We start from the raw sequence: 23,303 nt of genomic DNA on the forward strand, positions 1-23,303 counted from the left end.
TGACGGTTTCGCGATCCGTCGGCACCTTAAAGGCATGATTTTTAAAACATCAAGACAAATCATTTATTGATGTGTATTGAGGTGTTAAGCGAATTGTCTGAAAATTTGCGGCTGGATAGAGCGACGAGCGAAATGATGTGTTCTGAGGTTTTTGGGTTCGAGGGTTTTTATGGCACCTGAAGGCGAGACGACGCGGCCATTGGCACGACGGCGGCCGACATTGGATGACGTCGCCCGGCATTCCGGCGCGTCGCTGGCGACTGTGGATCGGGTCATCAATGATCGGCCGGGGGTACGGGACAGAACACGGCAGCGGGTGCTGCAGGTGGCGAACCGTCTTGGCTATCTGTCGGCGGAGCCAGAGCCGGAAATGGCAGGGCCGCCGCTGGTACTTGATTTTGTTCTGCCGGACGGGACGAACAGCTTTATCCTTAACCTCGCCCGGCTACTCGCGGAAAGCGCGGCACAGCGCCCGGATGTCGAGCTGCGTTTGCATATGATCGAAGGGTTCAATCCCGCTGCCATGGCGGACAAGCTCGGCGAACTCGCCGGCAAATCCCAGGGGCTGGGTATTACGGCGCTTGACCATCCTTTGTTGCGTGAGGCGATCCGTGCCGTAATCGGCGAAGGCACGCCGGTGGTGACGCTGGCGTCCGACATTACCCAGGTGCCGCGCCTGGACTATATCGGCATCGACAATCGCGCCGCCGGCCGGCTGGCCGGCCATCTGCTGGGCCGTTTCATTTGCCAGAATGTCGCCAAGATCGCCCTCTTCGCGGGATCGCTGTCCTATCGCGGCCATGAGGAGCGGGAGATGGGGTTCCGCCATATCCTGACGGAATCCCATCCCGGCCTGACGATCGTGGAACTGCGGGAGATGAGTGACGATACGACGCGCGGCTATGAGGAAGCCAGACGGCTGCTGGAACGCCATCCGGACCTCGCTGGCATTTACAGCATCGGCGGCGGGGTCGAAGGCATCGCTCGGGCGCTGGAGGAATCCGGGCGCGGCCAGGATGTGGTGTTTATCGGTCATGAATTGACGGAAGGCACCCGCCGCCTGCTCATCTCTGGCACAATCGATGCGCTGATCGACCAGAACCCGCGTGTCGAGGCGCGGGAAGCAATCAATCTTCTGGTGCAAGCCGCCCGTGGCATCGAAAGACCCACGGCCAGACCCATGCGCGTGCATCCGATCTTTCGGGAAAATCTGCCATGATCATCTAGCGTAAAATTAAGTCATCATGTTTTGAGTTCGCTATGAATGGGGAGGAGCTTGCCGGCGCGGCAAGCCCCTGACCGGTCAGTCGAAGTAACGCATGGCCGTCAAATCGGAAATCAACCCGGGACCGGTCGGCTCCCAGCCGAGTGTCGCGCGGGTCAGTGTGCTCGACGCCGGCAGGTCCATGCCAACGAAAAGACCGAGCCAGCCAAAATGCTCGTGCGCTTCCGTCGGCAGCAAAGAAATCACGGGGATCTTCAAGCCAGCGCCAACGACTGTCGCGATATCCCGTGCCGCGATGCCCTCCTCAGCGACCGCATGATAGCGGGCTCCGGCGTCCCGTCGTTCCAGCGCCAGGACATAGAGACGTGCGACGTCACTCACGTGGGCGGCGGGCCAGCGGTTCAGCCCCTCACCGATATAGGCAGCGACGCCCTTATCGCGAGCCACCGTCACATAGGGCGTCACAAGCCCTTGCTTGACCGGATCATGAACCTGCGGCAGCCGGACCATGGAGACATTCACGCCGGCATCCAGCAGGGCATTGCCGGCCTTTTCGGAGGCCGAGCGGGGATTGGGGTTGTCGAGATTGATGACATCCTCCGTCGCCATCTGGCCAGGCTGGGCGCTGCCCATGCCGGTACCGGAGGTTATGATCAGCGGCTTGTCGGTGCCTTGCAATGCCGCGCCCATGGCGGCAATGACGCGCCGGTCCTTTTCGCAATTCGCCACGAAATTCGAAAAATCATGATCGAAAGCGCAGTGGATAACGCCATCGGTCTGTGCCGCGCCTTGGGCAAGGCTCTCCGGGTCTTCCAATGTGCCGCGATAGGGTATGGCGCCGGCGGCAATGAGCGCAGCCGCGCCGGCATCCGATCGTGTGACGCCGAGAACCTCATGGCCGGCCTTGAGAAGCTCGGGGATAATTCTGGAGCCGATAAACCCGGTCGCGCCGGTCAGGAATACACGCATGAGGCGATCTCCGTTTGATCCGGCGCTACTATCGGTCGCTGTTTTATCCTGTTAAAGTAGTTATCTTATCCTGGTATAATTATCAATAGGATCAGCATGTCCGCCGCGACCGGCAATCTGTTGGGAAGCTATCTGAAAGACCGGCGGTCACGGCTGGACCCGGCTGCCTTCGGCCTGCCGGTGGCGCGCCGGCGAACAAAAGGTTTGCGCCGCGAAGAGGTCGCCCAGCGCGCCAATATCAGCCCAACCTGGTATACTTGGCTGGAGCAAGGGCGCGGCGGCGCTCCTTCGGCGGATGTGCTCAATCGCATTGCCCATGGGCTGATGCTGACCGAGCCTGAGCGCGAGCATCTTTTCCTTCTTGGTCTCGGCCGCCCGCCCGAGGTTCGCTACAAGGCGGTCGACGGCATCACGCCGCGACTGCAGCGCCTGATCGATTCCTTCGAAGTCAGCGCCACCATCGTTAAAACCGCGCTTTGGGACATTGTCGCCTGGAATCGCGCGGCCACGATATTGCTGACAGACTACGGCGCTTTGCCGCCGGGGCGGCACAATATTCTACGCCTCATCTTCTGCCATCCTGGCGTTCGCGCGGTGCAGGATGACTGGATGAAGGTCGCCCGCTTCGCAGTGGGGGCATTCCGGGCGGATGCCGCCCGCGCCGGGGCTGTGGCGGAGCTTGCCGATCTTGTCGACGAACTCTGCCAGATCAGCCCAGAATTCGCGGCATTGTGGCGCGACAATGACGTGAGCGGCCATGGCGAAGGGGTCAAGCATCTGCGGCACCCGGTTCTGGGGTCGATCGCAGTTGAATATTCCGCTTTTGCAGTCGATGGGCGGCCGGACCTATCGATGATTGTCTATAATCCGATCCACTTGGCCGATGCAGATCGTGTCCGTGCTCTTGTGCGGTCCGGGGAGGCAGCGCATGGCTGAGACAATGAACGCTCGGCCGCCCGTATCATGCCGAAGCCTGGCCATGGCGCTTTGTGCGATGGTCGCCGCGATCGGGCCGGCCCGAGCCGGAGAGGTTACACTGCTCAAGCCCCTTGACTCGATATCGATTCATTCGCCCGTCCAGCCAGTGCCGCCTGGCGGACCTTTTCCTTATACCGCGAGCGGTCCGGCGGCGAGTTGGGGGGTGGTCGCCTGGGATATTCCAGGCGGAAATCTTTCGGCGTTCAGCTCCGTGGCGGCTGGGGCTGCGACTCTGTCCACGTCTCAGTCAGCCGAAGCGAGCGTGACTGTCCTTCGCGCTTCGCGTGGTGGCACGGCCATTACGCTCTCCCAAGACGGTGCAGTATTGCCTTGTCTGACCGCGGGCGGTCAGCCGAGGGAATCCGATCTGTTTTTGTCACCGAACAAACAAACCAACCGGCTTGAGATCGACGGCTACACATCTGCGCTCCATGCCAACCCGTTGACCGATTTGCGGCATCTCTATGCGGCGGCGACTGTATCCTATACCGCTACGCCGTCAGCCAAGCGTGAGATTTGCGGTGTCGCCCAGGGTGGTGCGCTGATAGCCGTCATTCTGGACAATCGAACGGCGCATCAGACGCTTTTCTATCAGCTGGCGCTGACCACTGTCTGCGGCCCGCAACCGGCGCCGCGACTCGCCTTCTGCGCCAAGATGCGATCGGCACCTTGGTCCAATTTCTTCTTCACGAAGAATCCCTTCGGCGTGGACGACAAGCTGCCGCTGCTCGGGCAGCGGTTTTTGATGCCTGGCGAAACGCGGACGCTTCATGTCGATCTATTGCCGAGGCTGATTGGCTTTTTGCGCGCTGGGCCTTTTGCGCTAGACAGCGACCCCGGCCACTGGACGATCGATAGTTTCTACGCCGGCCAGCATATCTGGGGCGGGGTCAAGTTGACGACACACTGGTCTTCGATCCAGCTTGTGGCGGATACGGTCGGCGCATCGGCAAAGTAGAGATGATCCGGCTGGCGGCGAAGCCAGCCAGCCGGATATCACGTCAGACGGCTTTCTTGAGAGACGGCGAGGCCTTGAAGCGCACGGTCTTGCCGGCCTTGACCTTCACAGGTTCGCCGGTGCGCGGGTTCAGGGCCTTGCGCGCCTTTGTCTTTTTGACGGTAAAGGTGCCGAAGGACGGAAGGGTGAAACCGCCTTCCTTCTTCAGCTCCTTGACGATGGCGTCGATGACATCGGTTGCTGCCCGATTGGCGGCGACACCCGTGGTTTCGAGCGTCTCCTGAATGACCTGGGCAAGAAAGGCTTTGGACATGAATCGATCCTAAGTTGGACGGAGAACCTTCTATGCCATAAGCTGAGCCATTTTCAAGCAACTCCTGATGGTGTTGTCATAATCCTCTTTGCGACTTCACTTTCCCAGCCGTTTGTCACAGTTTAAGCCAGGAAGCTGTTTCTTGGACGTGCCAAGCCAAGGCGGTCACGAAGCGTTCCGAAATCGTATTCAATTCGGAAAAGTCCGCGCCGCTGCAGTTCCGGCACGACCTGCCTCATAAAATTAACCCAGTCATCAGGCAGAAGGGGGAACATCAGGTTAAAACCGTCCGCTGCGCCCGCGACGAACCATGCTTCCATCTGGTCGGCGATCTGCCGCGCTGTTCCGGCCACCATCGGCACGGAGCCGGTATTGGCAATTTTGCGTGCCAGCTGGCGGATGGAGAGGCCCTTGTTCGATTCGGTCTGGATAAGTTTAAGCCAGGTCCGCCAGCCATCGTAGCTTTCCAGATCAGGCAAGGTCGGGATAGGCCCGTCGAGCGGGAAGGCCGACAGGTCCACGCCGGCCCAGCTGGAGAGCAGATCGACACTGACCCGGTCAATCATCAGGGCTTCCAGCGCCGCCTGCTTGTCTAAGGCCTCATCCTGGGATGAAGCGACGACCGGCAGGATGCCGGGCAACAGCCTGAAGCTGTCGGGCGACCGCCCTTGCCGCGCGAGCCGTTCGTTCATATCCGCACGATAGGCGATACCGTCCTGTTCACTGCGGATAACCGCGAACTGGATATCGGCATGGGCCACGGCAAGGGCCTTGCCTGCATCGGAGGAGCCGGCCTGCACGATCACCGGATGACCCTGTGGGGAGCGTGGGACGTTAAGCGGACCCTTGACGCGGAAATGATCACCCTGGTGATTGAGGTAATGGACCTTCTGCGGGTCAGCGAAATAGCCGGTGTTTTTGTCGATGACAACCGCGCCGTCCTCCCAGCTATCCCACAAGGCTTTCGTAATATCGAGGAATTCCCTTGCCCGGTCATATCGGGTTGCATGGGCGATATTGCCGTCCAGCCCGAAATTGCGCGCCTCTTCGGTCAAGGCTGATGTCACGACATTCCAACCGATGCGGCCATGGCTGATATGGTCGAGGGAGGCGAAGGTCCGTGCGATATTGTAAGGCTCGCTATAGGAGGTCGAGGCAGTGACCATAAAGCCGATATGCTTCGTCACGGCCGCAAGGGCAGAGACGAGCGTGATCGGTTCAAGCCGGGTATTGGCGTAATGCGCGACGCCGCTTTCAAAATTGTCCCAGATGCCGAGGTGATCCGCGATAAAGACGGCATCTATTTTGGCGCGTTCGGCCTCCGCGACCAATTTCTGGTAATAGGCGAGATCAAAAATCTCCTGACCCGGTGCATTGGGATGCCGCCAGGACAAACGGTGATCGCCTTGCGGATTGTAGAAAAACGCCGCCAAAATCATCTCTTTCCGCGACATATCCATCAACCCTCGAGCTCAAATCCACAATAAAATCGATGGTACACGGCTACTGATCTTGCGAAAAACAAGAAAATTGGGGAAATAGAAAAGCTGAACTTACCTATTGTGGAGACTGATGGCCGCTTCGCCGTCTTTGCGCAGTTTGCAGGCCTTCGAAGCGGCGGCCCGGCTCGGCAGTTTCGTCTCGGCCGCTGACGAGCTTGCGGTCTCGCCTGCGGCGGTCAGCCAATTGGTGCGCGGGCTGGAAGATCAGATCGAGCGCAAACTCTTCAATCGAATCAACCGCCGTATCGTTCTGACGGAGGCGGGCAGAGAACTTTATCTTCAGGTCAACGGCGCTTTCGCAGAAATCAGGACGATCTCGCGCGACCTCAGTGGTGGCGAGCGGCGGTCTTCGCTTGTCGTATCCGTTGCGCAATCCGTGGCCATGGGCTGGCTGTCCTTTCGCCTGCCGGCCTTTATCGACGCACATGGCCCGATCGATATATCGCTGCGTGGAGAAGATGACCCGGCACCCTTCGAGTCTGCCCTGATCGACATCCGCCTCTCATATGGGCAATTCCACTATCGTGAGCATGAGACGGAAGAGATCGCGCAGGATTACGTCTATCCGGTCTGCGCGCCGTCCTTTTTGGAAAGATACGGTCCTGTGACGTCGCCCGAGCACCTGCTCACGAAGAAACTGATCCATACGGATTGGGGGCCATCATCGGCGTCATTTCCGCGTTGGAAAACCTGGTTCGATAGTCTGGGCCTTGCCGCCGATCGTAATGTTCAGCGCGGCATGACCGCAAATTCATCGCGTGCCGCGCTTGATCTTGCATGTGGTGGTCTTGGAGTGGCTTTGGGCCAAGGCATGTTCTGCGCCGAGGCTGTGGAGGCCGGCGATCTTGTCATTCCGGTCGATCATCCCATCGCCCTCGATCAGCCTTACTGCCTGACTATCCCGGTGAGGAGCGCGCAACGCAGTCTTGTTATCGCGTTCAAGTCCTGGCTGGCAGCGGAGTGCGTGAAATCCATTCGGTCGCCAGCGCTCAGGTCATGGTAATGCCGGGCGGTCCTGTCTCGCGCTTTTGGAAAGCTCCTGGCTTGCGGCCTTTGTGGATTGCAGGCGGGATTTCCAACGCCATGCTGTGGCTGGAAGTGCTTGCGGCAGCCTTGTTCACGCTACAGGTTACAAAATCGGGCTTCGACGTCGCTTTGGTATCGGCGGCCAGGAGCCTGCCGCTCCTGATTGCCGGCGCTTTCATGGGCGTCATCTCGGATGCGACCAACCGCAAACGCATCGTGGTCGCTGGTTTGCTCGTGAGCGCGGGTTCGGCCGGCACGGTCGGAATGCTCGCGGCTTGGGGCATGCTGCGCCCCTGGCAGATCGCTATCGCGGCTTTGGTCAGTGGGTTTGTCTATGCGACCGAGATGCCGGCAAGGCGGCGGATGGTTGCCGAAAGTGCTGGCCCGTCTTTCGCGCTTCGCGCCGTCGCCGTCGACAGCATGGCAAGCTATGCAACGCGGTGCGCCGGCCCTCTGCTGGGCGGATTGGCCTATCAATATGTCGGGCTTGCCGGGGCATTTCTGCTCTCCGCCGCTCTCAACATCAGTATGGCGATTTTGGTATCGACCATCCATTACAGGCAGGAGCTGATGCGTCGCTTGTCGCTGACGAGCGCGTTGCGGGACTTGCGTGATGGTCTCAGCTTCGCGGTCAAGCGCCGGACGCTTGCACTTCTGCTGGGCATCACGATCCTGACCAATTTGTTCGGCTATAGTTACAGCACATTGCTGACGCCGATCGGCAAACTGATCCTGGGCTTGTCTCCCGTTATGATCGGCGTGCTGGCGGCCGCCGAACCGGCAGGTTCGCTACTGGCTGGGATTTTTGTTGCGTTGAAGCCTCTGCCGGGCCATCCGCTACGCTGGCTCGCCGGCGGTGCCACGACGCTGTTCCTGGGTCTGGTCATGGCCTCCCTGCTGGGTCGGCTGCCGCATGCGCTGATCCCCATGCTGATTGTCTTTGGCCTGGGCGGTATCGGCAGCGCCGTCTACAATATCCATCAGACGACCATTGTGATGACCGAAACGCCGCCGGCCTTTCGCAGTCGGGTCATGGGGCTGGTCACGGTCTGCATCGGCTGCTGGCCGCTGGGCATGATTGCCGCTGGTGCCCTGATCACGCCATTCGGGTTGCTCGGTGCCTTGGCGGCCCTTGGTGTCGGCGGCCTGGCCGGTATGGCGATCCTGGCAAGTGTCACGCGGAAAAGACGGATTGCCTGATCACGGCCAGTCCGAAATCAGCTTTGCGGCATCATGCCGGCCAATTGCAGGTTTGCAGTGTAATTCTGCGCTGTGCGTGCTGTCCCGGGCGGATGTCCTGTCACGCGCTTGAAAGCGCGGCTGAACGCGGCCTGAGAGGCATAGCCCAGGCGATCGGCGACAGTATCAATCGGCACGTTTTCACGGCTGATCCATTGCACTGCCAGGCGCATGCGCAATTCTGCCGCGTAGCGCAGCGGGGTTTGGCCAGTGACGGCATGAAACCGCTCGGCGAAAACCGAGCGGGAACTTCCGGTTTCGGCGGCCAGATCGGCCAAGGTCCAGCTACGGCCCGGTTCGCGGTGCAGTGCCGCGATAGCGCCAGCCAAGCGCGGGTCACGCAGGGCATCGACCAGGCCGGAAGCGCTATCGCAACCGCATTCCACCCAGCCGCGAACGATGATGGCGGATAGGATATCGGCCAGCCTTGTCAGGATACCAGCGAAACCCACACGTTTTCCGCTGACTTCGCTTTCCATCGCTTTCAGGATGGCCGTCACCTCCGGGTGACGCTCCGGCAGCGTGCCGGCAATCATGGCTTCCGGCATGAGACGGACAAGACGCTGCATGCCGCCCAGATCGAATTCCATGCAGCTGCTGACGATGACGGTATTGTCCGGGCAGCCGGGTCTGCCGCCGCAATCCGTGATATCGCACAGGGCCTCGCATACTGGCTCGCCCGCGAAGCTTGCTATGTCGCGGCACGGCAAATCCACAGCCGACAGCAATTGATGTTTGCCGCCATGGGGGAGGAATACGGCCGTGCCCGCCGGCAGGTCATAGACGGTGCCTTCCGTGCCGCGCAGGAAGGCGGTGCCGGACACGACTACATGCAGATGCGCGCGCTGCGCGACGTCCCCGAAGCTCAACCCGAAAGGTGGCGTCACCTCGATCCGGCGATACTGGATGCCGCGCAGGCGCATGCCGAGCAGAAGCTCGCTCATGAGGTCCAGCGGCGGGACGGACAGGGCAGGAACGGTCACGATCGGACTTTCGATCAAAGAATGCGGATTTTCTATCATGGTTCGTCCGGCCTGCACAGCCTATTCTGACGGCAATGGATTCAATTGAGGTTTATGATGAGTGACTATGTGGAACGAGGCTGGTCTGCGGAGGTGCCGGAAAAGGCATCCTGGCCAGCCGTCTTCTCTTTGACTTTGGGTGTTTTCAGCCTTGTGACGGCGGAATTTCTGCCAGCCAGCCTGTTGACGCCGATGGCGGCCAGTCTGCGAATTTCCGAAGGGCTGGCAGGACAGGCGGTTACGGCCACCGCGCTTGTCGCGCTGGTCGCCGCCTTGCTTGCCGCCGTCGTTACGCGGGGGCTTGATCGTCGGATTGTGCTGATGGGCTTTTCGGTCTTGCTCATCCTGTCAAATCTTCTGGTGGCGGCCGCGCCCAATCTTATCCTGCTCATGCTGGCGCGCGTGCTGCTCGGCATTGCCCTGGGCGGGTTCTGGAGCATGGCGACCGCGGTCGCCATCAGGCTCGTGCCGGCGCCCATGGTGCCGCGCGCGCTCTCCATCCTGTTCAGCGGTGTCTCGGTTGCGACCATCGTGGCGGTGCCGCTCGGCAGCTATATCGGTGGGCTTTATGGCTGGCGCAGCGTTTTCCTCTTCGCGACGCTCATTGGGCTGGTGACGCTGCTCTTCCAAATGACCTTTCTGCCAAGGTTGCCGAGCAATCACGTGGCAAGGCTTGAGACTTTGCTGGAGGTGCTGCTGCGGCCCGGCATGCGGCTGGGCGTATTTTGCTCGGTCCTGGTCTTCGGCGGCCATTTCGCGCTGTTCACCTATGTTCGGCCCTTCCTGGAAACCGTCGCCGGTGTCGGTGCCAATGGCATTGCGCTCATGCTGCTGGGTTTTGGTCTGGCGAATTTCGTCGGCACCATGCTGGCCGGCATTCTGCTGGAGCGCAGCCTGCGCCTGACCCTGATGCTGGCACCGCTGATCATCGGCGTCGTCGGACTTGGGCTCGCGGTGCTTCCCCTCGGGTTGCCGATGCACGCTTTGATGGTAGCGGCCTGGGGCATGGCCTTCGGCGCCGTGCCGGTCGGCTGGTCGACCTGGACGGCGCGTGCCGCCCCTGACGAGACCGAAAGCGCGGGTGGTATTCTGGTTGCGGCCGTTCAGATCGCCATTGCGGCCGGCGCTGCCCTTGGCGGCGCGGTGTTCAGCTTCAGCGGCGTGGAGGGCGTCTTCGTCGCCGGCGGAATTGTGCTTCTGGCAACGGCCTGCCTGGTCTTTGCGCGGGTCGCGCGCGGGTTGCCGGCGTAGTGGCAAACAGGCCTGGCGGCGCACCGTCCAGTCACTGATATCGGGAACGAAGCAGAAACGAGTTCTGGGTAAAGGCGGGCACGCTGAGGCGCGGGAAATCGCACGGCATCGCGACCTGTAAAATCCGCGATTGCGCCGCAGGGTATAACTTCACATTGTTATTGTTATGGATCGCCGTGCCGCTGGGCTCTCACCCGGCAGCGGCCGGCGATCACCATAGCGATTGCAACTGACGGAAGTTGAGACACCCTTTGCCTGAGCCGACACCCGCATCATCACCCGAATCGGAACGGAGTTCACCGGCCAGCGCCCAGGCCGAGTGGCGTTATCGGGCTATTTTCAATGGTGCGGCCAATATCGCAATCATCACCATGGATCTGGGCGGCCGTATCACTGACTGGAATCCGGGAGCCAATCGCGTGCTTGGCTGGACCTATGACGAAGCGCTTGGCCGGCCTGCCGATTTTTTTCTTATGCCGGAGGATAAGGCGATCCACCGGCTTGCGGCCAAGATGGAGGTCGCCGTACTGCACGGCCGCGCTCTGAACGAGCATTGGCATGTCAGACGTGACGCTTCCCGGTTCTGGGCCAGCGGCGAACTGATCCCTCTGCGCAACGAGGATGGCGAGGCGGCAGGCTTCGCCATGATTCTGCGCGATCGCACTGCCGCCAGGCGTGATGCGGAAGCCCTTCGCGAACTCGGCGATCGCCTTGGGCGTGCGGACGGCATTCCCGAAATGTCATTCGTGGCGGCCGACGTCATCGGCCGTACTTTGGGCATCAGCTCTGCCGGGTATGGCGTGATGACGGATGACGGCCAATATTTTGCGATGGAGCGTGACTGGACGGCGTCCGGCATTGCCAGTCTTCCCGCTAAAATGAAAGTCGAGGATTACGGATCCTATTACGACCAACTTCGCCTCGGTGATGCCGTGGCGATATCGGATGTCCGGCTCGATCCTCGTACGATCGCGAGCGCCTCTGCTTTGGAATCGGTATCGGCACGCAGTTTCATCAATGTCCCGATCATCGAAAATGGTCGGCTGGTGGCGTTGATTTATGCCTTAAGCGCGGAGCCCCGCGCGTGGTCGGCGGCCGATATCGCATTCATTCGGGCGGTGGCTGAGCGTACCCATGCGGCGGTCGAGCGTCGCCGGGCCGAACGAAAAGTTCAAAATCTTGCGGCCTCCCTGGAAAAGCAAGTCGCGGAGCGCACGCGGGAGCGTGACCGAATCTGGCAGGTAAACCAGGATATGCTGGGCGTCGCCACGCCCGACGGTGTCTGGCTGAGCGTCAATCCTGCCTGGACCCGCACGCTTGGCTGGCTGCCGGATCAGATCATCGGGCGCACGTCTGAATGGCTGGAGCATCCAGAGGATCGCGAAAAATCGCGGCCGGAATTGCAATCCATGGCTGGTGGCAGCGCTGTCGCATGCGAACGCCGGTTCCTTGCGACGAACGGCGATTTCCGTCTGCTGAGCTGGACGGCGGTGCCGCTGGAAGGTTCGGTCTATTGCGTTCTGCGCGATGTGACCGAGGAGCGGCAACGCGAAAAAGATCTGCGGGATGCGAATGACTTTACACGGCTTGCGCTGTCAGCGGTCGGCGGGGTCGGCGTCTGGACCTATGATGTGGCCGGTGATCGGTTTTTTTGCGATGCGGCGATTGCCGCGCTCTACGGACTGAACGCTGAAGAAGCAGCAGCGGGGATGAAGCGTGAGCGGTTTTTGGCCAATGTTCATCAGGACGACAAGCCGAAGCTGCGCATGACGATGGCTGGCAATTCGCTGCGCGGGGGCGACCTGGAACTTGAATACCGCATTCGTCATCCGGATGGATCGGTGCACTGGGTTCTATCGCGCGGCCACACGTATTTTGATGATGCCGGCAAAGCGACGCGCCAGACCGGTGTGGGGATAGAGACGACAAGCCAGAGGATTCTGGAAGAGCAGTTGCGGCAGGCGCAGAAGATGGAGGCGGTCGGACAACTGACGGGTGGACTTGCCCATGACTTCAACAATCTTCTGGCCGGTATTTTAGGAAGTCTTGAGCTTCTGCGCGCGCGCTTGGCGCAAGGCCGCATCAAGGAACTTGACCGCTATATCAATGCGGCCGAAGGCGCGTCGAAACGCGCGGCAAGCCTTACACACCGGCTGCTGGCCTTCTCACGGCAGCAGACGCTTGACCCCAGGCCCACCAATATTAACCGGCTGGTCGTGGGCATGGAGGAGTTGATTCGCCGTGCCATCGGGCCGGCTATTGTGATGGAGCCGCTGATCGCGGCCGGTGGATTGTGGACGACATTCGTCGACGCTGGGCAATTGGAAAATGCCTTGCTTAATCTTTGCATCAACGCCCGCGATGCCATGCCAACTGGTGGCAAGCTGACTTTGGAAACAGGCAATCGCTGGCTGGATGTGCAGGCCGCGCGCGAGCGGGATTTGCCGCCGGGCCAATATGTCTCGCTCTGCGTTTCAGATACCGGAACGGGCATGACGCCGGACGTGATCGCAAAAGCCTTCGACCCGTTCTTTACCACCAAGCCGATCGGCCAGGGGACCGGGCTGGGCCTATCGATGATTTATGGGTTCGCTCGCCAATCCGGGGGGCAGGTGCGCATTTATTCCGAAGTGGGCGCCGGGACGATGGTCTGCATCTATCTGCCTCGCTACACGGGGGAAGCAGACCGCGAAGACAGTCCGATCGAATTTTGCGATACGCCGCGTGCTCAGTTCGGTGAGACCGTTCTTGTCATCGATGACGATCCGACGGTTCGGATGTTGGTAACCGAGGTGTTGGAAGATTTGGGCTATGTCGCGATTGAAGCATCAGATGGCCCGACTGGGCTGCAAATTCTACAGTCCGACGTCCGCATCGATTTGTTGGTCAGCGATGTCGGCCTGCCGGGGGGCATGAACGGGCGGCAAGTGGCCGATCTTGCGCGGATTCATCGGCCTGAACTCAATATTCTCTTTATAACAGGCTATGCGGAAAATGCTGTTGTCAGCCACGGTCATCTTGACCGGGGCATGCATATTTTGACGAAGCCGTTCACCGTCGACGGTTTGGCAAATCGGATCAAGGATCTGATCGGGGCGCAATAAGGCTAACGGCGCTGCGCCAGCAGTGTGGGTGATTTCAAATAGGCGCCGGCGCGGCGGTGGCAAGCGCGGCGGTGTCGTGAAGCTTTTCGGGCTTGTATGAACGATCTGAGCAAAGCTCGGCCTCATCGACATCTTCTCGCGTGACGAGAATCGCGATGCCGGACAAGCTATCGATCTGCTGCAACGTGCGCTTGCGGCAAGCTACTTTGCCCAGTCCTTCTCCTGGTATCCAGGTCCAATAGTTATAGACAGCGACTTTTTGCATCAGCTTGTTGTCCCGTGAGATTTAGGATTCTCACCTTGCTATCCACGAGCTTAAGATCCCGAAAGCCGCGATGCACAAATTACTTTGTAACTTATGGCAACAGCTTGTCTGAAACAGCCGTGATTTCCATTGCGATACCTGCTGTCTAACGTGATGGAGAGGCGTTCGTTACAGCGAGTATTCAACCGTTATTGCGAGTATGATGGCGTAAGATGCTTAGTTACTTGCCAAAGCTCAACGTGCATGCTCTAGAGACTGCGCCCTAGGCAAAAAAAAGACGGCACCGAAGTACCGTCAAGTTTAGGGAGGAAACGTCCAAGAAAGTAGCGGCACGATCATGGACCGCCGCTGCTACGGCTAATTACCTACTAGTTTCATCTGAAATAGACAAGCCTTTTTGTGCGTTGCAGCAATCACGTTTTGCTACGGATGTACAATTTCGTCAGTGCTGGTGGCATCGATGCCGCCGCTGCGGCTGGCAGAGGCATCAAGCCTGCTGGTCACCGCATGTATCCAACGAAAGAATATTGCCCGGCCGACTGACCCAGAAACAGAGAGTTTTGTTGTGGTCGGCAGTAACATTCACGGTTATTCAGTATCTTTGTCTCATTTTTTAGTAAAATAGACATTTTTAAAAAACAAAAATTATAAATATTCATTGTTCATAAATATAAATATAATTTTTTATATAAAAATCAAATAACTTAAAATAAATGCTGTGATCTGGACGCGGTTGCAAAGCCACGGTCATCAAAGACATGTGGCATAACAGCATCATTATCATGCTCATCCATGATGAGTTCCGAACAATACCAGGCTCATCATGTTATCGGTCGGGTTAGAGCATTCAGCGACACATGACGGCGCCATACCGCGTTGGCATGGCAATACTCACGGCGCCGTGATCGATCTGACGCGGCTTTCCGCTTCCAGGTACATTTGACAAGTCAGTCTCGGCGCGCCTTTCAGCAAATATGAGCATATTTGGGCACAAATCATTTTTACGCATGACTTTTATAACAAAAACAGCATGTGTTAATCATGCCACATTTGGTGTTTTCCTGTGTTTTCCATGTTGCGACAAAGCATGGAAGAGACTACCGAATTGTCCGTGATACCAACGTTCGGTCCTTCAGTGAAGGAATCGCAACGACACAAGAAGAATGAAAATTGGGTAGATGAGGAGACGAATATGCGTAAATTACTTTTAGCTGGGGTCGCCGTGCTTGCGGGCGTGGGCGGCATTGGCATGACTTCCGCCAAGGCGCAGACGGCGACAACGCTTTCGCCCGGCTCCGTCACGGTGCGACTGAACGGGCGCGTGAACTGGTATGCGGGCATTGAGTCTTCCTCAATCGACAGCAACAGCTCCACTGGACAGAAGACCAGCACCGATAATTTCCTCGGCTATATGCGCCTCTACCCAGGTTTCGACGGCGTCGCCGCCAATGGTCTGCATTACGGTGCCGCGGCCGAAATCCGTATGAATGGCGGACAGGGCGCCAGCAGCGAGACACTGTATGTCTTCCAGGCCTACGGCTACCTTGGGCTGCCGCAACTCGGTCAGGTCAGCTTCGGTCAGGAAAACGGCCCCTCAGTGCTTTTTGAGACGGGCACCTTCGAAGGCTTCAATGACGGCGGCTGGAACGGCGACATTGAAGGCATGATCCCCGGTGCCGCCATCGCGGTCTATCCTTTCCCGGACAGCGGCAGCGCCTATGATCAGGCATCGAACAAGATCGTCTACCTGTCTCCGACCTTCTCTGGTTTGCAACTGGCCGTTGCGTTTACACCGAACCAGAATGCCGCCAATTATGCGCCGGCGATCACCTCCTCCGCGACGCCGATCCTGGGCGGGCAGCCACGCAATATGATTGACGTCGGTGGTCAGTTTACCCAGAAGTTTGGCGGCGTCGGCGTCCAGATTGGCGTGGATTACACAAATGCAGGCCAGGTCGCGAATACGGGTGATCCCGATGGCGTCACCGGCTACAAGCAGATGAGCATCCTGTCGGGCGGTGCCACCGTCAGCTTTGATGGCTTTACGGTCGGCGGCAACTCCTCCTACGGTGCTTTCAACATGGCCGACGGCGATACCTTCCAGCTTGAACCCGATGGCGGCACGGCCGCGATCGGCTGGCTGGCCGGCGCCATGTATACCAATGGGCCGCTGGTTGTCGGTGCCAGCTTCTTCCGCTTCAACCAGACCGGTGACCTGCCGGGCGGCATCGACGCCGGTTCCGGCGCCACCATCACCTCGGCTGGTCTCACCACCGGTCAGCAGCAGAATACCGGTGTCGCCGCCGGTCTGACCTACACCCTGGTGCCGGGCGTCAATCTCTTTGCGGATTACCTGTATGGTGTTCGCCAGCAGGGTGGATACAACTTCGAGACCGGCAATGCCGGTACTCAGAACAACCAGATCCAGTCCCAGCTTTTCGGTGTGGGCACGCAGATCCAGTGGTAAACTGACCAGCCTAATAGTTTTAGGTTAGTCCAAAAGATGGGGCCGCGATCCAGCTGGATCGCGGCCCCATTTTGTTTTCTGCCACGCGCTGGAGACCGGTGGCCGAAGCTGCCCGACTTTCATCGTTTAGCCGGTCGGATGCACTATCCTGTCATGAAGTCGCCAACTGTGCTTTGTCAATTTGTTCATATTTTGTTCGCATTGTCTGGGCCAGAGTCCCAACGCGCGACATGTCGCATAAGTGCCCGATTTTGAAACGATTTTCGGCATTTGTGATTTTTCCGTATCGGTAATCTGGCGGAAATCCTTGCTCTTACGGCGCGCGCGCGGAATGCCTTCTAACTGTCATTATTCAAGGCGTTATGGGTCATCTAGAGGAGGCCAACTGCTATAATCGGTATGGAGCGGCCCATGTCTTCGACGACCACGGAATATACGACCTTGACATCCTTCCTCGCGGGAGACCTCGTCATCAGTGTCGTTGGAGATGTCAATAACAGCGGCACTTATACCGACAATCAGGCGACGCCGATTGCCCTGGAAGAATTGTCGCTCGATGGCGTGACATCCGCCACCATCGTCGGCGAGATGGTTCTGCCGCAGACCACGACGGTCGTGAACGGGACGACCGAATATGCCATCTCCGGCGAATACGGTTCCTCGTCCGAAGGCTATCTGCAACTTTCCGAGGACGGCCAGTCCCTGACCATTGGGGGTTATGGTGTCAACGCCGCGACCTACAATACTGGCGGCGCGACGGTCTACGGCGATGCCGCTTTGGCACAGACCACCAGCCTGCTTGACAGCTCCTACACGCCAGTCGCACGCGTCATCGCCGATATCAGCTACGACGGCACCGTCGATACCAGCACGGCCGTCTATGATGTCTTCAATACGAACAATATCCGCAGCGTCACGACCGTCGACGGCACCAGCTTCTATATCGGTGGCCAGGGTGTGAAGGGTGACGACACCCAGGGCGTCTTCTATGTCCAGGATGGTGCCAGCACGGCAACCGCGATCAGCACCTCGACCGATGTGCGCGACGTCCAGATCGTCGACGGCGTTCTGTATGTTTCCATCAACAGCACCCAGGGCGGAACCGACGGCACGTCGGAAATCGCGAATTATGGCAGCCTGCTGCCGGCTTCCGACACCGTGGCGGAAGTTCTGCCCGATATCGCTGGCACGGTAACGCTGACAGCGGCTGATGCGAATGGCGTCAATGACGCCGACATCGGCACGGTCGTCAATCTCAGCCCCGAAAGCTATTTCTTCGCTGATGCCGATACGCTGTATGTCGCTGATAGCGGCAACCCCAAGGCCGGCGGCCTGGGTGATGGCGGGCTTCAGAAATGGTCCTTCGTCGATGGCAGCTGGGTGTTGGACTACACTCTGTCCGACGGCCTTAATCTTGTCGCCGATACCGCGACTTCCGGCACCACGGGCCTGATCGGCCTGACCGGTACCGTCGTGGGTGGTGAAGTTTATCTTTACGCCACGAATTCCACTCTCGGCGACCTGGACCAGACCTATCTCTATGGCATCGAGGACACGTTGAGCGCCACGACGGCGCCGACGGATGAAAGCTTCGTCGCGTTGGTGACGGCAGCGGCGGACACCAATATCCGTGGCGTGTCCTTTGCGCCGAGCGCCGCCACCACGTCGGTCACCTCGGCGACGGTCACGAGTGGCGTCGTGTCCAGCGGCGGTACGGTGACCAGCGGCAGCACGCTCATCGTCTCCGCAGGTGGCACAGCGCTTGATACGGTCCTTCTCTCCGGCGGAACGCTGACCGTTTTGGCGGGCGGCACCGATAGCGGCACGACGATCGCCCAGGGCGCCACCGAGACCATGCTTGGCTCTGCATCCGGCGACTATGTCGAGGGCACCCAATTCCTCAATATCTCGACAGCGGTGATCAGCGACGAAACCGTCTATAATGGCGGCACCATCGACATCGATATCAAGGGTATCGTCGCGACCGATATCACGCTCAACAATGGCGGCGTTCTTGAGATCAACGGCAATGCGGTCGCCAGCAATACGGTGATCGACGGTGGCGGCACCGTCATCCTCGAATCGGCCAAGGCTCATATTTCCGGCCTCACCTTCATCGGCTCTGGCACGCTGGAAGAGACGACGGTCATCAGCGCAGGCTATGGCGCGCTGGGCGTCATTTCCGGTTTCGGTGCGGGCGATGCGATCGATCTGACGACGATCAGCGGCGCCGTGCTCACCACCTCTTTGGTGAGCGGTAATACGGTCGCGACACTGACCTCGGGTTCGGCGGTCGAAACCTTCACCTTCGCTGGCGATGTCACATCCAACCTCGTGGCTGAGGCCGATGCCGGCAGCGGCACAAAAATCGTCTACAGCGCGACCGCGCCGGTCGTGACCGAAGTTTCCAGTGGTGTCACCAGCACAGGCCTTTCGGTCGCCAGCGGTGGTTCGGTCCTGGTCGATGCCGGTGGCACGATCATCAGCACAACAGTGCTGGCGGGCGGCACTGCGACGATCAACGGCACCGACAGCGGCACGGTCATCTCTTCCGGTGGAACTGTAACGGTCAGCGCGACCGGCACTGAGACCAGCGCGGTCATCTCCGCTGGCGGTTATGAAATCCTGTCCGGCAAAGCGACCGGCGATCAGGTTTACGGCACGCAGCTGGTCAGCGCGGGATCGGCGGTCACTACCGGTGAAACGGTCTATAATGGCGGCGCAATCGATCTGTTCCTGAAAGGCGGTATCGTCAGCAACACCGTCATTTCCAGTGGTGGCGAACTCAATATCAGCGGCAACGCGTCCGCCACGGGCACGACTGTCCTCATGGGCGGCGGCGTCATCGATCTGGAATCGCCGAAGGCGAATGTTCTCGGCTCTCTCGTCTTCTCGGGTGCGGCAACGCTTGAAGAAACCAACACCGTCAGCGCCGGTTACGGCGTCAGCGCCGTCATCACCGGCTTCACCTCCGGTGACGTGATCGACCTGACGACTTTCGGTGCGGGCGCCACGATGACCTCCTCCGTGGTCAGCGGAAATCTGGTGGAGACGGTTGCCGCCGGCGGTGTCAGCGAGTCTTTCACTTTCTCCGGTACCGGCCTGGCCACGCCCTTGACCCTACAGAGCGATGGCAACGGCGGCGAAGAGATCGTCTACGGTTCCGGCACAGTCGTCAGCTCGGGCTCCAGCACTGGCTCGGGAAGCACGTCTGCCACCAATGTCGTGTCGAGCGGAGCCACGAGTTCCGGCCTCACCGTCAGCAACGGCGGCACGTTGACGGTTAATGCCGGCGGCACCATCGTCAGCGCCACCATCCAGTCCGGTGGCTCCGTTGTCGTAAACGGCACCGATAGCGGCACGGTCATATCGGCCGGCGGCAACGAGCTTCTGGTTGGCTCGGCCAATGGCGATCAGATCTATGGCACGCAGACGGTCAGCGGCACTGCACCGGTCGCTACTGGCGAAACGGTCTTTGCCGGCGGCGTGATTGACGTCACGCTGAAAGGCGCGGTCCTCAGCAATACCGTTCTTTCCGGCGGCACGCTGGAAATCAACGGTAATGCCGCAGCCACAGGCACAACCGTCATCACCGACGGCGGTGTGATCGATCTGCAATCGCCCAAGGCCAATATGTCCGGCAGCCTCGTCTTCTCCGGCTCGGGCACGCTGCAAGAAACAGCCGTCACCAGCGCCACCTTTGGGCTGACCAATGCCGTCATCTCGGGCTTCGGAACGGGTGACAGTATCGATCTGACGCAATTCGGCTCTGGGTCGACCGCAAGCTTCGCGGTCGTCAGCGGCAATGTGGTGGCGACGGTGACCAGCGGCACCGGCAGCGAGACCTTCACCTTCGCAGGCACGGATCTGGCATCGTCTCTGTCGCTGGTGAGCGACGGCGGCACGGGCGAGGAAATCGTCTTCACCGCGCCTTGCTTCGCCGCCGGCACCGAAATCCTGACGGATCGTGGCGCCGTTACGGTTCAGGCCCTGGCTGTCGGCGATCGGGTGGTGACGGTATCGGGTGGCCTGCAGCCGATCACCTGGATCGGCCATCGCCAGGTGACGATCAGCCGCCATGCTGAGCCGGAAAAGGTTCTGCCCGTGCGCATCGCGGCTGACGCTTTCGGTGCGAGCATTCCGGCGCGCGATCTCTATCTCTCGCCAGACCATGCAGTCTTCGCGGAAGGCGTTCTGATCCCGGTCAAGCACCTCATCAACGGCACGACTATTCGCCAGATCGACGTTGCGGCCGTGACCTACTTCCATATCGAGCTGCCGGCGCACGATGTTATTCTCGCGGAAGGCCTGCCGGCTGAGAGCTATCTCGACACCGGCGATCGCAACGCTTTTGCGAATGGTGACGGTCCGGTCGCCCTGCATCCGAGCTGGGCGAGTGAAGCGCGCGACGTCACGCTGATCTTCGATGTCCTTGGCGCCGCTCCGCTGCGGGTTACGGGCATCGAGGTTGACAGCGTGAAAGCGCAGCTCACGCGTCAGGCTAAACTGGCTATCCGCGCTACTGCGGCGGCCTAAAAAGGTCGCTTCGCTCTGGTGCTCATCGCTTTTGCGATGGACACCAGAGCATTTATGTCCCTGGTCATTGCCAAGCAGCGTCGCTACGCGGCGGCCAGGGCTTTGATCTGTGCGGCCGCGCTTTCCATAATTTCCGTGGACAAAGCAGGATCACTGACGGCGCGCGCTAAACTGATAGCGCCGATCAGTGCGCTGTAGATGGTGATGGCACGGGCACGCAACGCCATATCATCACCCGCCATGTCAGCGGCCTGAAGCCGTTCGACCAGCAGGTCGAAGCTTTTCGTCAAACCCTCCGTAAAGCTCGCGCGGGTCTGTACCCCACTGCGCGCGATCTCAGCCGCCAGTGCCGCCGCCAGGCAACCGCCGGCAGGCGCATCGCGATGGGCGGGGCTCAGATAGCGTTCGATCAACTCGCCGATCTGCGGCTTGTCCGCTTCCGATGCTGCATTGGCGATGCGCTTCTGCCAATTGCCCTGGCCGACGGTCACGGCCTCGGCCACCAGATCCTCCCGCGTCGCAAAATGCTTGTAGAAGCCGCCGACGGTCAGACCGGCTTCCTTCATCAGATCGGCGACGCTGACGCCATCCAGTCCATTCGCCCGTAGACGTTCCGACGCGATCTGGACGATGCGGTCATGCGTCTCGGCCTTGGCAGCCTGGGAACGTCCCATGGGAAGATCCTTGACAAAGAAGATTATGAATATAATCTTCAAGAATAGATTACGAACATAATCTTTATATGACCCAAGACAAGGAATTATGCCATGCGTTTAGCCAATAAGACGGCCCTGATTACCGGCGGTAATAGCGGTATTGGTCTTGCCACCGCGAAGATGTTTGCCGCCGAAGGCGCCCGCGTCGCGATTACCGGGCGTGATCGCAAGCGGCTGGATGACGCTGTTGTGCTGATTGGCAATGGTGCGATCGCCATTCAGGCCGATGTCACCGATATTGAGGCGCTGGAGCAGGGGATAACGGAAGCGGGCAAAACCCTCGGCCGCTTCGATATCGTCTTTGCCAATGCCGGTATCGGCGGTGCGACGCCTTTGGGTCAGACGACGCTCGCCCAGTTCGACCAGATCATCCGTACTAATCTGACGGCGGTTTTCTTCACGGTGCAAGCCGCGCTCCCCTATGTTGCTGACAATGGTTCGGTAATCCTGAACGGTTCGGTTCACGCCGTCCTCGGCATGCCGCACAGCGCCGGCTATGCTGCCACCAAGGCCGGCGTTCGTGCCATGACACGCAATTTCGCGACCGACCTCGCGCCGCGCGGCATTCGCGTGAACCAGGTAACACCGGGCGGCACGCGCACGCCGATCTGGGACAACCGCGCGCCGACCGCGGATGACTATGCGGCACTGGAAGCGCGGATTTCGCGCGCTATTCCCTTCGGCCGCTTCGGCGAGGCCGATGAACTGGCGCAGTCAGCGCTGTTTCTGGCCTCTGACGAGTCTCGTTACATCACCGGTTCCGAGATCGTCGTCGATGGCGGTGCCACGGGTGCACCGGCTGGCGCGCCCGCTTATCGGGGCTGATTTTACCCGAGATCCGACGCGGCGTGGCGTTCCGCGAGCTGTTCCTCCTCCGGTCCCCAGACGCGGTTGACGCGGCGGCCACGGGTGACGGCCGGTCGGGCCGCGACTTCGGCAACCCAGCGGCCGAGATGTTTGTAGTCCTGCACGGCCAGGAACTCAGCCGCGTTGTACAGCTGGCCCAGCACCAGCGCGCCGAACCAGGGGAAGATGGCGATATCAGCAATGGTGTATTCGGCGCCGGCGATATAGGGGTGTTCGGCCAATTGCCGGTCCAGCACGTCCAGCAGCCGCTTCGTCTCCATCGTGAAGCGGTTGATCGGGTATTCGAACTTCTCCGGCGCATAGGCGTAGAAATGCCCGAAACCGCCGCCGACATAGGGGGCCGAGGCCATCTGCCAGAATAGCCAGTTTAGGGTCTCGGTCCGGCCAGCCGCATCCTTCGGCAGGAAGGCCCTGAATTTCTCAGCGAGATACAGCAGGATGGAGCCGGATTCGAAAACGCGGGTCGGTGGTTCAGTGCTGCGGTCAAGCAGGGCCGGGATCTTGCTGTTCGGATTGACCGCGACGAAGCCGCTCGAGAATTGGCTGCCCTCGTTGATACGGATCAGCCAGGCATCGTATTCCGCGCCGGTCAGGCCGAGAGCGAGAAGCTCCTCCAGCATGATCGTCACTTTTTGGCCGTTCGGTGTCGCCAGCGAATAAAGCTGTAGCGGGTGCTCCCCGACTGGCAACGCCTTCTCATGCGTCGGGCCGGCCACGGGGCGGTTGATATTGGCGAAAGCGCCGCCTGACGGCGCTTCCATCGTCCAGACTTTGGGTGGGGTATAGGGGGCAGATTCGGTCATTGCGCTCGACTTTCTTGCCGGTTGGGGCCAACGGCACGGATGCCGCCGGCGCACAGTCCCGC

The 23,303-nt window shown here is 59.9% G+C and carries 17 protein-coding genes and 1 pseudogene; 11 read left to right on the forward strand and 7 right to left on the reverse strand.

Annotated elements, in window-relative coordinates; translation table 11 throughout:
• Positions 1-169 precede the first annotated feature (169 nt).
• Entirely contained in the window at positions 170-1,219 is a 1,050-nt protein-coding gene (locus ASILVAE211_RS18030) for a LacI family DNA-binding transcriptional regulator (protein ID WP_227322748.1), read from the forward strand.
• Positions 1,220-1,303: 84 nt separating this feature from the next.
• On the opposite strand, the gene ASILVAE211_RS18035 is transcribed toward ASILVAE211_RS18030, so the two are convergent.
• A complete protein-coding gene (locus ASILVAE211_RS18035) occupies positions 1,304-2,194 on the reverse strand; it encodes an SDR family oxidoreductase (RefSeq protein ID WP_227322749.1) in 891 nt (296 codons plus the stop codon).
• Positions 2,195-2,290: 96 nt separating this feature from the next.
• On the opposite strand from ASILVAE211_RS18035, the gene ASILVAE211_RS18040 reads away from it, so the two are divergent.
• Positions 2,291-3,130: a helix-turn-helix transcriptional regulator gene (locus tag ASILVAE211_RS18040; RefSeq protein WP_227322750.1), complete on the forward strand. Its 840-nt coding sequence runs from the start codon at positions 2,291-2,293 to the stop codon at positions 3,128-3,130.
• Positions 3,131-3,188: 58 nt separating this feature from the next.
• Positions 3,189-4,130 (forward strand): hypothetical protein, encoded by a 942-nt coding sequence (locus tag ASILVAE211_RS18045; protein ID WP_227322751.1) that lies wholly within the window; start codon positions 3,189-3,191, stop codon positions 4,128-4,130.
• A 43-nt stretch (positions 4,131-4,173) separates the two neighbouring features.
• Here the strand turns inward: ASILVAE211_RS18045 and ASILVAE211_RS18050 are convergent, their stop codons facing one another.
• The gene (locus ASILVAE211_RS18050) at positions 4,174-4,443 is read right to left on the reverse strand and encodes an HU family DNA-binding protein (protein ID WP_227322752.1); all 270 of its coding nucleotides are present in this window, start codon (positions 4,441-4,443) and stop codon (positions 4,174-4,176) included.
• A gap of 122 nt (positions 4,444-4,565) precedes the next feature.
• Positions 4,566-5,897 carry an LLM class flavin-dependent oxidoreductase gene (locus ASILVAE211_RS18055; protein WP_227322753.1) on the reverse strand — a complete coding sequence of 444 codons (1,332 nt, stop codon included), beginning with the start codon at positions 5,895-5,897 and terminating at the stop codon, positions 4,566-4,568.
• Positions 5,898-6,015: 118 nt separating this feature from the next.
• Between ASILVAE211_RS18055 and ASILVAE211_RS18060 the strand changes: the two genes are divergently transcribed.
• Positions 6,016-6,948: a LysR substrate-binding domain-containing protein gene (locus ASILVAE211_RS18060; protein ID WP_227322754.1), complete on the forward strand. Its 933-nt coding sequence runs from the start codon at positions 6,016-6,018 to the stop codon at positions 6,946-6,948.
• Positions 6,948-8,171 carry an MFS transporter gene (locus ASILVAE211_RS18065; RefSeq protein WP_227322816.1) on the forward strand — a complete coding sequence of 408 codons (1,224 nt, stop codon included), beginning with the start codon at positions 6,948-6,950 and terminating at the stop codon, positions 8,169-8,171. The genes ASILVAE211_RS18060 and ASILVAE211_RS18065 overlap by 1 nt, the downstream gene beginning before the upstream one ends.
• Before the next feature lie 17 nt (positions 8,172-8,188).
• On the opposite strand, the gene ASILVAE211_RS18070 is transcribed toward ASILVAE211_RS18065, so the two are convergent.
• On the reverse strand, positions 8,189-9,193 hold the full coding sequence (locus ASILVAE211_RS18070) for an AraC family transcriptional regulator (protein ID WP_227322755.1): 1,005 nt from the start codon (positions 9,191-9,193) through the stop codon (positions 8,189-8,191).
• Between the two features lie 96 nt (positions 9,194-9,289).
• Here ASILVAE211_RS18070 and ASILVAE211_RS18075 point away from each other — a divergent pair, with 96 nt between their 5' ends.
• The 3 genes and pseudogenes from ASILVAE211_RS18075 to ASILVAE211_RS18080 all read left to right on the forward strand — a co-directional run bounded on the left by ASILVAE211_RS18075 (position 9,290) and on the right by ASILVAE211_RS18080 (position 13,587).
• Positions 9,290-10,483: an MFS transporter gene (locus tag ASILVAE211_RS18075; protein WP_227322756.1), complete on the forward strand. Its 1,194-nt coding sequence runs from the start codon at positions 9,290-9,292 to the stop codon at positions 10,481-10,483.
• Positions 10,484-10,854: 371 nt separating this feature from the next.
• Positions 10,855-11,112 (forward strand): annotated as a pseudogene (locus ASILVAE211_RS26650) (PAS domain S-box protein); the annotation flags it as partial.
• A 108-nt stretch (positions 11,113-11,220) separates the two neighbouring features.
• Entirely contained in the window at positions 11,221-13,587 is a 2,367-nt protein-coding gene (locus ASILVAE211_RS18080; protein ID WP_264478967.1) for a PAS domain-containing protein, read from the forward strand.
• Between the two features lie 34 nt (positions 13,588-13,621).
• Here ASILVAE211_RS18080 and ASILVAE211_RS18085 read toward each other — a convergent pair whose 3' ends face one another.
• Complete coding sequence (locus ASILVAE211_RS18085; protein ID WP_227322758.1) at positions 13,622-13,852, reverse strand: hypothetical protein; 231 nt, start codon at positions 13,850-13,852, stop codon at positions 13,622-13,624.
• Between the two features lie 1,192 nt (positions 13,853-15,044).
• Here ASILVAE211_RS18085 and ASILVAE211_RS18090 point away from each other — a divergent pair.
• The gene (locus ASILVAE211_RS18090; protein WP_227322759.1) at positions 15,045-16,319 is read left to right on the forward strand and encodes a porin family protein; all 1,275 of its coding nucleotides are present in this window, start codon (positions 15,045-15,047) and stop codon (positions 16,317-16,319) included.
• 411 nt (positions 16,320-16,730) lie between these two features.
• Positions 16,731-20,855: a Hint domain-containing protein gene (locus ASILVAE211_RS18095; protein WP_227322760.1), complete on the forward strand. Its 4,125-nt coding sequence runs from the start codon at positions 16,731-16,733 to the stop codon at positions 20,853-20,855.
• A gap of 83 nt (positions 20,856-20,938) precedes the next feature.
• On the opposite strand, the gene ASILVAE211_RS18100 is transcribed toward ASILVAE211_RS18095, so the two are convergent.
• Positions 20,939-21,529: a TetR/AcrR family transcriptional regulator gene (locus ASILVAE211_RS18100; RefSeq protein WP_227322761.1), complete on the reverse strand. Its 591-nt coding sequence runs from the start codon at positions 21,527-21,529 to the stop codon at positions 20,939-20,941.
• 93 nt (positions 21,530-21,622) lie between these two features.
• On the opposite strand from ASILVAE211_RS18100, the gene ASILVAE211_RS18105 reads away from it, so the two are divergent.
• A complete protein-coding gene (locus ASILVAE211_RS18105) occupies positions 21,623-22,396 on the forward strand; it encodes an SDR family oxidoreductase (RefSeq protein WP_227322762.1) in 774 nt (257 codons plus the stop codon).
• Positions 22,397-22,398: 2 nt separating this feature from the next.
• On the opposite strand, the gene yghU is transcribed toward ASILVAE211_RS18105, so the two are convergent.
• Positions 22,399-23,241 carry a glutathione-dependent disulfide-bond oxidoreductase gene (gene yghU / locus ASILVAE211_RS18110; RefSeq protein WP_227322763.1) on the reverse strand — a complete coding sequence of 281 codons (843 nt, stop codon included), beginning with the start codon at positions 23,239-23,241 and terminating at the stop codon, positions 22,399-22,401.
• Positions 23,242-23,303 lie beyond the last annotated feature (62 nt).

This window comes from Acidisoma silvae, assembly GCF_020618775.1.
Lineage (GTDB): Bacteria > Pseudomonadota > Alphaproteobacteria > Acetobacterales > Acetobacteraceae > Acidisoma > Acidisoma silvae.